The 13,951-nt window shown below is 73.9% G+C and carries 13 protein-coding genes; 6 read left to right on the top strand and 7 right to left on the bottom strand.

Going from position 1 to position 13,951, the window contains the following annotated elements:
- Positions 1-49 precede the first annotated feature (49 nt).
- Positions 50-1,270 (top strand): FAD-dependent oxidoreductase, encoded by a 1,221-nt coding sequence (locus ABZY44_RS18365; protein ID WP_356654948.1) that lies wholly within the window; start codon positions 50-52, stop codon positions 1,268-1,270.
- A gap of 77 nt (positions 1,271-1,347) precedes the next feature.
- On the top strand, positions 1,348-2,952 hold the full coding sequence (locus tag ABZY44_RS18370) for an alpha/beta hydrolase (protein WP_356654950.1): 1,605 nt from the start codon (positions 1,348-1,350) through the stop codon (positions 2,950-2,952).
- A 115-nt stretch (positions 2,953-3,067) separates the two neighbouring features.
- On the opposite strand, the gene moeZ is transcribed toward ABZY44_RS18370, so the two are convergent.
- The 7 genes from moeZ to ABZY44_RS18405 form a co-directional block, all read right to left on the bottom strand.
- Positions 3,068-4,246 (bottom strand): adenylyltransferase/sulfurtransferase MoeZ, encoded by a 1,179-nt coding sequence (gene moeZ / locus ABZY44_RS18375; protein WP_356654952.1) that lies wholly within the window; start codon positions 4,244-4,246, stop codon positions 3,068-3,070.
- 63 nt (positions 4,247-4,309) lie between these two features.
- Complete coding sequence (locus tag ABZY44_RS18380) at positions 4,310-5,056, bottom strand: spherulation-specific family 4 protein (RefSeq protein WP_356654954.1); 747 nt, start codon at positions 5,054-5,056, stop codon at positions 4,310-4,312.
- Positions 5,044-6,078: an NAD-dependent epimerase/dehydratase gene (locus ABZY44_RS18385; RefSeq protein WP_356654956.1), complete on the bottom strand. Its 1,035-nt coding sequence runs from the start codon at positions 6,076-6,078 to the stop codon at positions 5,044-5,046. The genes ABZY44_RS18380 and ABZY44_RS18385 overlap by 13 nt, the downstream gene beginning before the upstream one ends.
- 116 nt (positions 6,079-6,194) lie before the next feature.
- The gene (locus tag ABZY44_RS18390) at positions 6,195-7,115 is read right to left on the bottom strand and encodes a hypothetical protein (RefSeq protein ID WP_356654957.1); all 921 of its coding nucleotides are present in this window, start codon (positions 7,113-7,115) and stop codon (positions 6,195-6,197) included.
- Positions 7,112-8,830, bottom strand: a complete 1,719-nt coding sequence (locus tag ABZY44_RS18395) for a DUF3492 domain-containing protein (protein WP_356654959.1) — start codon at positions 8,828-8,830, stop codon at positions 7,112-7,114. Before ABZY44_RS18395 ends, ABZY44_RS18390 begins: the two co-directional genes overlap by 4 nt.
- Positions 8,831-9,110: 280 nt before the next feature.
- Positions 9,111-10,715 carry a DUF3152 domain-containing protein gene (locus ABZY44_RS18400; RefSeq protein ID WP_356654961.1) on the bottom strand — a complete coding sequence of 535 codons (1,605 nt, stop codon included), beginning with the start codon at positions 10,713-10,715 and terminating at the stop codon, positions 9,111-9,113.
- Positions 10,716-10,720: 5 nt separating this feature from the next.
- Positions 10,721-11,731 (bottom strand): alpha/beta hydrolase, encoded by a 1,011-nt coding sequence (locus tag ABZY44_RS18405; protein ID WP_356654963.1) that lies wholly within the window; start codon positions 11,729-11,731, stop codon positions 10,721-10,723.
- Between the two features lie 120 nt (positions 11,732-11,851).
- On the opposite strand from ABZY44_RS18405, the gene ABZY44_RS18410 reads away from it, so the two are divergent.
- The 4 genes from ABZY44_RS18410 (at position 11,852) to ABZY44_RS18425 (ending at position 13,788) form a co-directional block, all read left to right on the top strand.
- The gene (locus tag ABZY44_RS18410; RefSeq protein ID WP_356654965.1) at positions 11,852-12,067 is read left to right on the top strand and encodes a hypothetical protein; all 216 of its coding nucleotides are present in this window, start codon (positions 11,852-11,854) and stop codon (positions 12,065-12,067) included.
- 217 nt (positions 12,068-12,284) lie between these two features.
- On the top strand, positions 12,285-12,923 hold the full coding sequence (locus ABZY44_RS18415; RefSeq protein WP_356654967.1) for a TetR/AcrR family transcriptional regulator: 639 nt from the start codon (positions 12,285-12,287) through the stop codon (positions 12,921-12,923).
- A 199-nt stretch (positions 12,924-13,122) separates the two neighbouring features.
- Positions 13,123-13,350 (top strand): DUF3107 domain-containing protein, encoded by a 228-nt coding sequence (locus ABZY44_RS18420; protein WP_356654969.1) that lies wholly within the window; start codon positions 13,123-13,125, stop codon positions 13,348-13,350.
- Positions 13,351-13,485: 135 nt separating this feature from the next.
- The gene (locus ABZY44_RS18425; RefSeq protein ID WP_356654971.1) at positions 13,486-13,788 is read left to right on the top strand and encodes a hypothetical protein; all 303 of its coding nucleotides are present in this window, start codon (positions 13,486-13,488) and stop codon (positions 13,786-13,788) included.
- Positions 13,789-13,951 lie beyond the last annotated feature (163 nt).

Genomic DNA, 13,951 nt, shown 5'->3' on the forward strand with positions numbered 1-13,951 from the left:
ATGTTTCATGAGGGACGATATCGACCACGGGCCGGCCAGGAGATGAGTCATGCGCACCATGCGTTCAGTGATCGTCATCGGTGGCGGGATCAGCGGCCTGGCCGCGGCATGGCAGTTGCGCGGCCGGGCCGACGTGACGGTCCTGGAGAGCAGTACCCGGGTCGGCGGGAAGCTCCGGACCGGCACCATCGCGGGCGTCACCGTCGACGAGGGCGCGGAGTCCCTCATGTCCCTGGGCCCTGAGGCCGTGGAACTGGCCGCCGCCGTCGGACTGGGCGACTCCCTCTGCGCCCCCGCGCAGGCACCCACCGTCATCTGGACCGACGGCGCGCTGCGCCCGCTGCCCCCCGGTCACGTGAGGGGCGTCCCGACCGATCCCTCCGCCCTGACCGGCACCGGACTCCTCTCCCTCGAGGGCGTCGCGCGCGTCGCCGCCGAGGAGACCCTCCCGGCCACGCCCCTGACCGAGGACTGCTCGGTCGGGGCGTACCTGGGGACCCGCATCGGCCAGGAGGCCGTGGCCGTACACGGCGTCGTCGGCGGCACCGGACGCTTCCCGGCGGCCGTCGCGGACGCCAGCGGGGCACGCATCCTCACCGGCACGACGGCCCGCTCGCTCCAGCGGGTGGCAGGCGACCGCTGGCGCGTCCGCGCGATGACCGGCGACGGCGTGCTCACGATGGAGGCCGACGCCGTGGTCCTCGCCCTGCCCGCTTTCGCGGCGGCCGAGCTGCTGCGCCCCCACTCGCCGATGGCCGAGGCCGGGCTCTCCTCGATCCCGCACGCCTCGACGGCCGTCATCACCCTGGCCTTCTCCCGCGCGCGGGCCCATTTCCTCCCCACGGGCAACGGTTTCCTGGTGCCGCCGGTCGACGGCCACACCCTGAAGGCCGCCTCCTTCCTCTCCAACAAGTGGTCCTGGCTCCACGACCGCGCCCCCGAGACCTTCGTGCTCCGGGCCTCCATCGGCCGCATCGGCGAGGACGAGCTCCTCAGCCGCCCCGACCGCCACCTGGTCCGCTCGGCCGTCGCCGAACTCCACCGCGCGGTCGGCCCGATGGGCGAACCCCTGGCCAGCCGCGTCACCCGCTGGGACCGCGGCCTGCCCCAGTACGGCGTCGGCCACCGCGAACGCGTCGCCCGCATCCGCGAGGCCGCGGACGAGCTCCCGCGCCTGGCCCTGTGCGGAGCGGCCTACGAGGGCGTCGGCGTGGGCGCCTGCGTCGCGACGGGCCTCGCCGCGGGCCGGCAGATCCTGTCGCAGCCGTAGCCCGGGCCCGGGCGCCCGCCTGACCCGGATGGGTCAGCGCGCGGGCGGCCCGGCCGGTCGGACCACACGATGGGGACATGCCGACCCACACCCTCCGGATCGCCGCTGCCGCCGCCGCTGCCGCCGCGCTGCTCGCCACCAGTGCCTGCTCCGACGGAGGGGGCGGCGGGAAGCGGGGCAAGGACGGCGCCGCCCAGGGGGCCGAAGACCTGAAGTGGGGGGACTGCGAGGCCCCCACCGCCGCCCAGGGCGGCGGGCAGGTACCCGGCAAGGACTGGCAGTGCGCCGTCCTCGAGGTGCCCCTCGACTACGCCGAACCCGAGGGCGAGACGATCGAGCTCGCCCTGATCCGGGCCAGGGCCCGGGACAAGAAGAACCGGCTCGGGTCCCTCGTCTTCAATTTCGGCGGCCCGGGCGGCTCGGGCATCGCCACCCTGCCCGGCGCGGCCGGCGAGTACGCGGCCCTGCGCGACCGGTACGACCTGGTCAGCTTCGACCCGCGGGGCGTCGGCCGCAGCGCGCCCGTCATCTGCGAGGACGACAAGCAGCTGGACGCGTACTACTCCGCCGACTCCACCCCCGCGACCCCGGAGGAGGAGAAGGTCTACCTCGACAACATCGAGAAGTACCAGAAGGCCTGCGAGGAGAACGCCGGCAAGGTGCTGCCCCACGTGGGCACGGAGAACGCCGCCCGCGACCTGGACCGGATCCGCCGGGCGCTCGGCGACGAGAAGCTGAACTACTTCGGCATCTCCTACGGAACCGAGCTCGGCGGGGTCTACGCCCACCTCTTCCCCAAGAACGTCGGCCGGGCCGTCTTCGACGCCGTCGTCGACCCGACCAAGGACTCCGAGCAGGGGGCGCTCGGCCAGGCCAAGGGCTTCCAGCTCGCGCTCGACAACTTCGCCCAGGACTGCCTGAACCGCGGCGACGCCTGCCGCCTCCAGGGCAGCACCGTCAAGGAGATCGAAGCGAACATCATCAAGCTCCAGAAGGAGCTGGCGGCCAAGCCCATCGCCGGCATCGGCGACCGCATGCTGACGGAGACGGCCGCGACCAACGGCATCGCCCAGTCGCTGTACTCCCAGGAGCTGTGGCCCCTGCTGGAGCAAGGGCTGGACGAGGCCGAGGGCGGCCAGGGCCAGTTGCTCCTCGCCCTGTCGGACTCGCTCAACGGACGTAACCAGCAGGGCCGTTACAGCAACATCGGCGCCGCGAACACGGCGATCAACTGCGCCGACTCCAAGGACCGTTACTCCCTCGCGCAGACGAAGGCCAAGCTGGCGGAGTTCCGCGCCGCCTCGCCCGTCTTCGGGGACTTCCTCGGCTGGGCCATGATGAGCTGCACCAACTGGCCCGTCCCGGGCGCCTGGAACACCCCGGACGTGTCGGCCCCGGGCGCGGCGCCGATCCTGGTGATCGGCAACACCGGTGACCCGGCGACCCCGTACGAGGGCGCGCGCAAGATGGTCGAGCGGCTGGGCCCCGGCGTCGGTGTGGAGCTGACGTACAAGGGCGAGGGCCACGGCGCGTACAACAGCGGCGACAAGTGCGTCCAGGAGGCGGTCAATTCCTACCTGCTGGACGGCAAGGTCCCGCCCGCGAACACCGTCTGCACGGCCGCCCCCGCCTCGCCGCCCCCGCCCCCGTCCGCCCCCGCCCCGGTGCCGTCCTCCGTGTAGGGCAAGCGGCTCCGGGAGGCCGGCTCCTCGCGAAGGCCGACGGTGCGGGACGCGCCGGAGGGGCCGTACCCCACTCGATCGAAACGAGCGGAGTACGGCCCCTCCGGGTGACTGCCTAGTAGACGGGCTTGTCGGGCTCGATCTGGTGGACCCAGCCGATGACGCCGCCGCCGACGTGGACCGCGTCCGCGAAGCCGGCGGACTTCAGGATCGCGAGGACTTCCGCACTGCGGACACCCGTCTTGCAGTGCAAGACGATGCGCTTGTCCTGCGGCAGGTCCTGGAGGGCGGTGCCCATCAGGAACTCGCCCTTGGGGATCAGCTTCGCGCCGGGGATCGAGACGATCTCGTACTCGTTGATCTCGCGGACGTCGATGATCTCGATCGGCTCGTCGGTGTCGATCCACTCCTTGAGCTGCTTGGGAGTGATCGTCGCGCCGAGCGCGGCCTCCTGGGCCTCCTCCGACACGACGCCGCAGAAGGCTTCGTAGTCGATGAGCTCGGTGACGGTCGCGTTCGGACCGCAGACCGCGCAGTCGGGGTCCTTGCGGACCTTGACCTGCCGGTACTGCATCTCCAGGGCGTCGTAGATCATCAGGCGGCCGACCAGCGGCTCGCCGACGCCGGTGAGGACCTTGATGGCCTCGGTGACCTGGATGGACCCGATGGACGCGCAGAGCACGCCCAGCACGCCGCCCTCGGCGCAGCTCGGGACCATGCCCGGCGGGGGCGGCTCCGGGTAGAGGCAGCGGTAGCACGGGCCGTGCTCGGACCAGAAGACCGAGGCCTGGCCGTCGAAGCGGTAGATCGAACCCCAGACGTACGGCTTGTTCAGCAGGACGCAGGCGTCGTTCACGAGGTAGCGCGTGGCGAAGTTGTCCGTGCCGTCGACGATGAGGTCGTACTGGCTGAAGATCTCCATCACGTTCTCGGCTTCGAGCCGCTCTTCGTGAAGGACCACGTTCACGTACGGGTTGATGCCCAGCACGCTGTCGCGGGCCGACTCGGCCTTGGAACGGCCGATGTCCGCCTGGCTGTGGATGATCTGGCGCTGGAGGTTCGACTCGTCGACCTCGTCGAACTCCACGATGCCCAGCGTGCCGACGCCGGCCGCGGCCAGGTACATGAGGGCGGGCGAGCCGAGGCCGCCCGCGCCCACGGCCAGCACCTTGGCGTTCTTCAGGCGCTTCTGGCCGTCCATCCCGACATCCGGGATGATCAGGTGGCGGGAGTACCGACGGACCTCGTCAACGGTGAGCTCAGCAGCTGGCTCTACCAGGGGTGGCAGCGACACGGGGACTCCGTAGATGGTGACGTCTTAACGGTGGTTCTTCCCGTAACACTGCCACGCCCTCCTTCATTCCGAGACACCCGGTCCGATCCGCGAGACGATTTCGTCCCAGTACCCGGGCATCGACGCCCACGGGTCCCGTGCCGCGGATCCGCGCCGGTCGGTGAACCAGACGGTTCCCGCGCCCTGCCAGCGGGCGATCCGCATCGCCTCCTCCAGGTGCGTGCGCGGGACGCCGTGGACGAGGTGGCAGAACCGCTCCGGGGGATGGTCCGCCGTCCACTCGGCCACCTGCGACCACCGGTAGTCGGCCCAAGTGCCGGAGAAGGTGACCAGTTGGTCCGCGGTCCGCGCGTACCCCTCGTACGGGTGGGTGCCCTGTCCGAGGACGATCCGCAGGCCCTCCCCGAGCCCCCGCAGGGCGTCCGCGACCCGGCGCACGGAGTCGAGCTCCGCCCGGCCGGCCGGGGCGTCCGCGAGGAAGAAGCCGCCGACTCCGTACCAGTCCCGGAAACGGTGCGCGTCGGAGATCAGCTCTCCGAAGGACCGCTTTCCGTCTCGCATCGCGAGACGGCCGAGGACCGTGCCGCCGGCGCCCCGGAGCTTCGCGGCCGCCTCGGTGCAGTGCGGGTCGGGCCGGCCGCCCGGCCCGTCCGTGACGTTGAGCACCGCCCAGTGCAGCGGGGTCCCGGGCCGGGTCAGCTCGGCCCATTCCACCGGGGCCAGCAGCGGATGCGCGTACCCGGGGGCGCCGAGGCCGAGGTCGCCGGTCCCGGTGGCCGCCGTGGCCGCCGGAGTGCTCAGATGCGGCACGCCGCCTCCATCCAGATGTCCGCCAGGGACTCCTCCAGATTGATCCGGGGCCGCCAGCCGAGCCGGTCGCGGGCGGTACGGACGTCCGCCTGCTGCCAGGCTCCGCAGCCGTCCGGGTAGGGGTACGGGGGCTGCGCGGCCTGCGCCGCGGCCAGTTGCTCCGCGGTGGCCTCGGTGCGCGGGGAGCCGATGGCGGCGAGACCGGCGGGCCGGCCCGGGAGCCCGTGCTGGCCGGGATGCCCGTGCTGGCCGTGCTGGCCGTGGTGCGGTACGTCGAGCTCGTGCAGCGAGCCCGCGTATCCGGCGACGCGCGCCAGTACGGACGCCGCGTCACGCAGCCGGACCGCCCGCCCGGTGCCGATGTTGACCACGCCCTGGGCCGCGGACAGCGAGGCGGCGTGCACCGCCCGCGCCACGTCCCGTACGTCGACGAAGTCGCGCTGGACGCCGAGCCCGCTGAGCTTGAGCTCGCCGTCCCCGGACTGCATGGCGCGCCGCATCGCCTCGGCCAGCCGGCCGAGGGGGGATCCGGCCGGGGTGCCGGGGCCGACGGGCGAGAAGACCCGCAGGACCACGGCGTCGAGCCCCGATCCCAGCACCAGCTCGGTGGCGGCCAGCTTGCTCACGCCGTACGGTCCACCCGGTCTCGGCACGGCGTCCTCAGCCGTGGACGAACCGGGCTGGCTGGGCCCGTACTCGGCGGAGCAGCCGAGCTGGACGAGCCGGGCTCCGCAGCCGCTGCGGCGCAGCGATTCGCAGATGGTGGCGACGGCCACGGTGTTGTGCCGGGTCAGTTCCCGGGCTCCGCCGCGGGTGGCGCCCGCGCAGTTGATGACGACGCCCGGGTGGACGGCGTCGAGGAACCGGGTGAGGGCGCCGGGGCTCCCGGTGGCGAGGTCGAAGCGGACGTCGGCGTCGTCGCCGCGGCCGAGCGCGGTGAGCTGGACCGCGGGGTCGGCGAGCAGACGGTCCGCGACGTAGCGGCCGAGGTAGCCGTTGGCTCCGATCAGCAGCACCCTCATCGCGCGGCCCCTTGGTCGGTTGGCTGGCCGGTCATGTCCTGTGTCTCCTTGCGGGGTGGGTCGGTCCGGGGTTCGGGGTACGGGGGTACGGGCGCTTCGGTGTCGGTCCGAAGGGCTCAGGAACGCGCATGCGCGGAAGCCCGCGACAGGGCGAGGACGGCGGGTACGAGGAGTCCCGCCGCGGCGACGAGGGGCGCCGCCGGGATCGGGAGCAGGGCGACGGCCAGGGCCGCCGCGGCGCCCCGGCGCGGAGCGCCGTGGGCGAGCATCAGGCGGGTCAGGAACAGCAGCACCGCGAGCGGTACGGCCGTGGACGGCGGGGCCCCGGCCACCGCGGCCGCCCCCGCGGCGGCCGCGGTGAACAGCAGGACCGTGCCGGCGAGCAGCGGCTTCACCCCGTCGGCGAAGTCCTCCAGGGCCGGGCTCGCGGCGAGCCTGCGCCGGGCGCGGGCCGCGAACCAGGCGCCCGCCACGTACCCGGGGGCGACGGCCAAGGCCAGGGCGGCCCCGAGCGCGGTTCCGTGGCGCAGCACGGCCCAGCCGACGACGGCCCCGGCGAGCAGGTACACGGCGGCGGCGGTCCGGCCCGCGGCGGCGGACCACCCGGGCCGGACGGGGCGCCCGAGGCCCGCGACGGCGGCGAGCACGGCGAGGGCTCCGGCCCAGGGCACCCCGGCGGCGGCGGCTCCGAGGGCGAACGCCCCGGGGAGCACGGCGTAGCCGAAGCCCCGTACCGCCCGGGGGTCGGCCGGGAGTCCGGCGGGCGCGGCGGGCGGGGCCTGGGCCCTGGTGGTGCGGGCGTAGAGCTCCTCCGCGAGGGAGAAGACGTCGCGGTGGCGGAAGCGGGCGGCGGTGCGGTCGGTGATGCCGTGCGCTTCGAGTCCGGCGGCGATGTCCAGCGGATCCACCGCGCGCTCGCAGAGCTCGCGGTGGCGGTGGAGTAACGCCTTGACGGGATCCGTGCCGGCCCGGTTCCTGCGGCGCGGGGACGGGTCCGGCGGGTCGACGGGGACGGCTTCGTCCAGGGGAACGGTCACACCGGTGCCTCCGCACTCGTGAGGGGCACGGCGATCCGCGCCGTTTCGGGCGCGGGGACGGACGCGTCGCCGGGTGTCGCGCCGGGCTCGGCTCCGGCGGCCGCCGCGGACTCGGCGCCGGGGTCCGCGCCCGCGGCGGGAGCGGGAGCCGCCGCCCAGGTGGGGGTGGCCCAGTGGCCCGGGACCCGGGCCTCCGGCGGCTGCTCGAACGGGATCCCGGCGCCGGCCCCGTCGAGGCGGGCCGGGCCGTGGGCGAGGAGCCGGAGGTAGGACTCGTGGAAGGCGGTGACGTTCTGCTCGACGGTGAAGAGCTCCAGGGCCCGTGCCCGGGCGGCCGAGCCGAGCCGTTGGGCCCGCTCGGGGTCCCCGAGCAGCGAGACGCAGGCCTCGGCGAGCGCGCGCGGGTTGCGGGGCGGGACCACGAGTCCGGTTCCGCCGATCACCTCGCAGACGGCGCCGACGTCGGTGGAGACGGTGGCGCGGCCGCAGAACATCGCCTCGGCGAGGGTGATGGGGAAGCCCTCGATGACGGAGGAGAGCACCACGACCCGACCGGCGCCGTAGGCGTCGGCGGGGCACGGGGCCTCGGGTCCGCCGATCTCCTCGAAGGTGACCGGGTTCTCGCCGACCGCGTGCGCGTCGGCGGCCTCGTCCGGGAAGAGCTGCGCGGCGAGGGAGCGGCAGTCGCCGAGGTATCCGGGGACCACGGCCGTCGCGAAGATCCGCAGCCGGGCGCCCGGTCGCGCCCTGCGGACCTCGGCGAAGGCGTGCAGCAGGGCGATCAGGTCCTTCGCGGGCTCCACCCTGCCGACCCATACGAGCGTGTCGGGGTCCCCGCAGGCGGGGTCCTCGCCGACGGCGGCGAATCGGTCCGCCTCCATCCCGGGGTAGACCGTCCGCTGCCGGTCGCGGGGCGCCCCGCAGCGCTCTTGCCAGCGCCGGGCGTGTGCGTTGCCGGGGGTGAGCAGGTCGGCCTGGGCGTAGATCTCGCCGGCCAGCCGGGTGTGGAAGGCGGCGAGCAGGGCCCGCACGGCCGGCCGCTCTCCCTGCGCCGTGTGCTCCAGGTAGTGGGCCCGTAGCTGGACCCCGTACTCGGTGACCAGGAGCGGTACCCCGAAGAAGCGTTTGGCCAGGAGCCCGGGCAGCGCGGCCACGCCGCCGGCGGCCGCGTGGCAGACGTCGGCCTCGCGCAGGTCCTCGTACCAGTCCAGGGACAACGGGCGCAGCAGGCGCTCCAGTTCGTCCACGAACTCCAGGAGGTCCGTGACCTGGGCCCGCTGTACGGTCCTGTCCGCCCCCGGCGCGCGACAGGCGGACTCCACCGCCCGTACGGCCGTCTCGGAGCGCAGCGCCGCGCACAATCCGCCGTGCTGGCGGGCGAGTTCGGCGAGCGCGTACAGCCCGTCGGCGAACCGTGCGGGGTCGGCGGCGCAGATTCCGCGGACCAGCTCGGTGAAGGCTGCGGCGAAGCGGCGGCGCTCGCGGCGCCCGTAGCTGCGGCCGTCGTCGGCCGGGGCCCACAGCGGGGCCGTGCGCACCCGGGTGACGTGGGCGGGCAGCGGCACGTGGCCGCGCTCTTCCTGTTCGGCGCTGCGGCTCAGGGCGTAGAGCTCGAACTCGTGCTGCGGGAGCCCGCGCACGAGGCGGTCGCACCACAGCCTCGCTTCCCCCGTGGCATACGGATAGCCGCCTTCGGTGAGCAGTCCGATCCGCACGAGTGGTACCCCCGATCTCCCGTTACGGGCGGTCGCCGTGGGTCCGGCGACCCGCCTGGGACGAACTCAAGCGGATATGCCGAAGGCGCGACGGACGGTTGTCCGTCGCGCCACCGGAAGGGGTGAAGAGTCGTAACTTTCCCGTACGGTTCGCGTTCGAGCACGCTAAGAACTACTACGCACCCTCAGGAGCACGTGCGGGACGGCCCGGACCGGGGCGCGCACGCGCGGGGGCGGGGCCGAGGCGCCCGCCCCCGCCGACGGCCTGCCGCGCGGTCCGTCAACTCCCCGGAAAGACCCAGGGGTTGGCCTTGCACTGGATGCCACCGATGTCCAGGGCCTTCGTCTGCTGCTGCATGATCGGGGCGAGTTCGCCCGGCGTCTTGCAGTTCACGTGCCCGTGCCCGAGCCGGTGGCCCACCTCGTGGTTGACCAGCATCTGGCGGTAGGCGGACATCTGGTCCGCGCCGTACGTCGCCGAGCCCTGCGCCCAGCGGTACGCGTTGATCATCACGCGCTCGGTGGACGCGGAATCGCAGGAGACGTTGTCGACGGTGGTGTCCAGGCCGGACTTGCGGCACCAGATCCCGGTGGTCCCCGGACTGGCCAGCGTGATGACGAAGTCGGCCTCGCCGCCGGGCACCCGTTCGAAGGTCTTCGTACCGCCGTGGCCCCAGCTGCGGTCGTCGTTCAGGGTGCGGTGGACGGCCTCGGCGAACAGCTGCGCGTCCAGGCCGAGCCCCTGCTCCACGTCGACGCGGTAGCGGACCAGCTTGCCCTTGCCCGGGGCGGGCGCGACTCCGGGCACGGTGTCGAAGGTGCCCGGCCCCTTCAGCTTCTCGTCGATCGGGAACTGCTGCGCCATCTTCTCCTCGTACGAGAGCTCCGGCGCGGCCAGGGCCACGCCGGAGCTCACCGGAGTCGGCCGGCCCTCGGAGCGGGAGGCCGCGGAGTTCCCCTGGGCGGAATGGCGGCCGGCGCCGTCGGTGGCGGCGCGCACGGCGGCCTGGTCGCCGTCACCCTCGGAGGCCACCTGGCCCGCGACGACGACGGCGAGCACCGTGGTGACGGCCGCGGCGGCCATGCCGGTGTACGCGCGCACCTTGGAGCCGCGCCCCGGCAGCGGGGCCACCGGCTCCTCGACGGGCTCGGCCGGCCGGCGGGGTGCGGGAATCCGGCGGTGCGAGCCGGTGGCGGTGAAGGCGTCCTCGGCCCCGGGCGCGGCACCGGGCACGGGGTCCGCGGCAGGACCTGCCGCGGTCACGGTGATCCGGCGGTGGGAGCCCGTCGAGGTGACGGCGCCCTCCGCCCCGGCCACCGAGACCCGGCGGTGCGAGCCGGTGGCGGTGAAGGCGTCCTCGGCCCCGGGCGTGAAGACCCTGCGGTGGGAGCCCGTGGAGGTCAGCGGCGAGTCCGGCGTGACCTGCGGGAAACCGACGGCGGGGGTCCCGAAGGCCGGGGTGTCCCCCTCGCGCGGCGGCGCCCCGGGGGCGGAGGGCCGGGCGGTCGGCATTCCGCGCCAGTCCCCGTACACGGAGGAAGCGGTGGAGGCGGTGGGAGCGGACGCCGCGGGGACGGGGGCCGAGCGGGCGGAAGCCGCCCGTGCGGTCGCGGGACGCGGAGCGAACCCCCCGCCGAATCCCCCGCCCGGTTCGCGCTGCTCGGGGTGTCCGCCCCGGGTGCCCGGCACCGGCTCGTGGCGCGGCGGGGGCACGAACCCGTGGGGGGCCGCGAACCCGTGGGGGGCCGCGGCACGGGCGGCGGAGGCCGCGGCCGGCGCGGCCGGGGCGGCCGGGGCGGCCGCCTGGAACCCGGCCCGGCCGGCCGGTTCCGGATGGCCGGGGCCCGGAGCCGGGGCAGGCTCCTTGCGGCTATGTCGTCCCACGGCCCTCAGCCCTTTGTGTCTTCGTCGGTATGCGCATCCACGTCCACGTCCACGTCCGCACCGCTGGTGTCGTTCAACAGCCCCCGGAAAGCGGCCTCGACCACCTCGGGGTACTCCATCATCGCCACGTGCCCGGCCTCGGGCAGGCACAGCAGGCGCGAACCCCGGTAGGCGGCCGCGGCCTTGCGGGCCATGCGGTACGCGACCAACTGGTCCCGGCCACCGTAGACCAGGAGCGTCGGAGCGAGTACCCGCTGCGCCTGGCGCCACAGTCCGTGCTGGCCGCCGAGGGTGTACGCGTCGACGATGCCGCGCGAGGACCGGGTCATCGCGTCCCAGAAGTACGGTAGCGCGAGCCGCCGTTCCATCTCCTCGACGGCCGCCGCGAACGCGTCGGACGTCACCCGTGAGGGGTCTCCGTAACAGAGCTGCGTCACCCCCCGGGTGCGCTGCTCGGCACTGAGGTTCCGGGTCAGCCGGTCCAGGACCCCCGCCATGCCGGGTACGGCGAGCAGCGCGGTCGGCACGGCCGACCTCTGCACGCGCAGTTCGGGCAGGGCCGGGGAGATGAGCGTCAGTGTGCGCACCAGGTCGGGGCGGGCGGCGGCGACCCGGGTGGAGACGGCTCCGCCGAGCGAGTTGCCGAACAGGTGCACCGGCCCGCGGCCGGCGGCGTCGAGGTGACGGATCACGGCGCGGGCGAGCCCGGTGACGGAGTAGTCCCGGTCGGCGGGCGGCGGCGACCAGCCGAAGCCGGGCAGGTCCAGGGCCTCGCCGTCGACGGCGTCGGCGAGCCGCCCCATGAGGGCGGACCAGTTCTGCGAGGACCCGCCGAGCCCGTGCACGAAGAGCGCGGGGGGCAGGCCGGCCCGGACCGGCGGCCGGACCCTCAGCGTCATTTCCAGGCCGGGCAGCCGGACGGTGCGCAGCTGCTCCCCCTCGGCCATCCGCACGGCTCCCACCTGGGAAGACGACTCGGCGGTGGACCGCACACCCGGCAGCTCGGTCGAAGACATGGGGCAATGTTACGAGACGATCACGCCCGGTCCGTTGTGTTCGCGGTCACAGCCGCTTGGGAAGCCCCCTGGCGGGGTATCCGCGATCCTCCTAGGCTCATAAGAGGAAAGGGGAGTCCCATGACTGTCGACCCTGCGGAACCGGACACCTTCCAGGAGGAACTGCGGGAATCCCCGGGAGCGGAGGCCCCCGAGGCGGACGCGGCGGAGCAGAACGCGGAACTGGTTCCGAGCGAGGACGACGAGCTCACCGGCCTGGGTCTGCGCGAGGCCGCCGACGGGGATGCCGTGGAGCAGACCCGGGTGGTGCCCCTCGACGAGGACGACTACCGCTGAGCGGACGCCGGCCGCCACGTACCGCCGCCGGACCGTCGTACCGCCGCCGCCTGCCGCTGCCCTCCCAGCGGCCCCGCCCTGACCAGCATCTCCGGTGGGTGACCGGAGGTCCGTACCGCGAGAAAACTCGGCTTGGACCCTCCAGATTCGGTTACCGAAAAGTACGATGGCGGCGCGGCGCAAGGCGCACTGTGTTCTAGAGAAAGTGGGAGGCGGCGTGACAGCCATCGAGCAGACCGAGGCAGCGCGTCCGCGGGGCACGCGACTTCCGCGCCGGGCCCGGCGCAACCAGCTCCTGGGCGCTGCCCAGGAGGTCTTCGTCGCGCAGGGTTATCACGCTGCGGCCATGGACGACATCGCGGAACGTGCCGGAGTCAGCAAGCCGGTGCTCTACCAGCACTTCCCCGGCAAGCTCGACCTCTACCTGGCGCTCCTGGACCAGCACTGCGAGGCCCTTCTGGTCGCGGTGCGGACGGCGCTCGCGTCGACGAACGACAACAAGATGCGCGTCGCCGCGACCATGGACGCGTACTTCGCCTACGTCGAGGACGAGGGCGGCGCCTTCCGGCTGGTCTTCGAATCGGACCTGACGAACGAGCCGGCGGTGCGCGAGCGCGTCGACCGCGTCTCGCTCCAGTGCGCCGAGGCCATCTCCGACGTCATCGCCGAGGACACCGGGCTGTCGAAGGACGAGTCGATGCTGCTGGCCGTGGGTCTGGGCGGGGTCTCGCAAGTCGTGGCCCGGTACTGGCTGTCGAGCGAGAGCCCGGTCGCGCGCGATACGGCGGTGGGGCTGCTGACCTCGCTGGCCTGGCGCGGAATCGCCGGTTTCCCCCTGCACCCGACGGATGTCTGAGCCGCGCCGCCCGGCCGCCCGCCGCTCGCCCGCCGGCGCGCCGAGCGGCCCCCGTACCGCCTCCTGAAGCCCGCCTGACGGGCTGCTGTTCGCTGCGAGCGTTTACGCCGTGCGGCGGACAGCTCCGCTCTCCGGGCTAATGTGGACCGGGTAACGGCGCGGCAGATCGCGCGAACGGGACCGTCGGAGGGACAAGGCCGTGGAGGTCAAGATCGGCGTGCAGCACGCACCCCGGGAGATCGTGCTCGAGAGCGACCTGAGTGCCGAGGAGCTGGAGAGCATCGTCACCGCCGCCCTCACCGGGTCGGCCGCGCTGCTGAGCCTCACGGACATCAAGGGCCGCAAGGTCCTGGTGCCGTCCGACCGCCTGTCGTACGTCGACCTGGGCGAGCCCAGCGTGCGCAAGGTCGGTTTCGGCGCGCTCTGAGCAGCGCACGGAGAACCGTCGAGAGCGGCCCGGTGGAGTCATCCACCGGGCCGTTTCCGTCTCCTCCGCTTCGGGTAGGAGCGCTGTGAGACACCGTCCCGTACGCCCCCGTCGCTTTGGGAGGAAGGAACCCCCATGCTGCTGATCGAGGCGCTTGGCTCCGCTCTGCTGGGCCTGGCCCTGTCCGGAGCGGCGGTCCGAGTCCTCGCGCGGCGGCTGCCGGAGCCGAGGACGGTGCTGGTGAGCGGGATCGCGGGAGCCCTCTTCGGCGCGTACCTGACGCACACGGCGCTGGGCCCCGGGCACAACTCCCTGCTCGCGACGTTCACCGGCGGCGTGCTGGTGTCGGCGGTGGTCCTCTCCCTGCTGCTGCGCCCGGCCCAGCAGAGCGGGAGGCCGTCCCCCCGGACTCCGTTTTCGGTACCGACGCGGGGCTGAGTGACCCTCCTGCCTCCCCGAAGGCGGACGACTGACGACGCCGCCCCACGGCGCCCCCGCTTCACGACGACGTACGCCGGCCCCGGCGCGGACTTCCGCGCCGGTCCTGCTCACGGTCTGAGCGGGTCCTCCTCGGGCTCGTGGGTCGCGGGGGTGTCGGTCT

This window comes from Streptomyces sp. NPDC006544 (assembly GCF_040611715.1).
Lineage (GTDB): Bacteria > Actinomycetota > Actinomycetes > Streptomycetales > Streptomycetaceae > Streptomyces.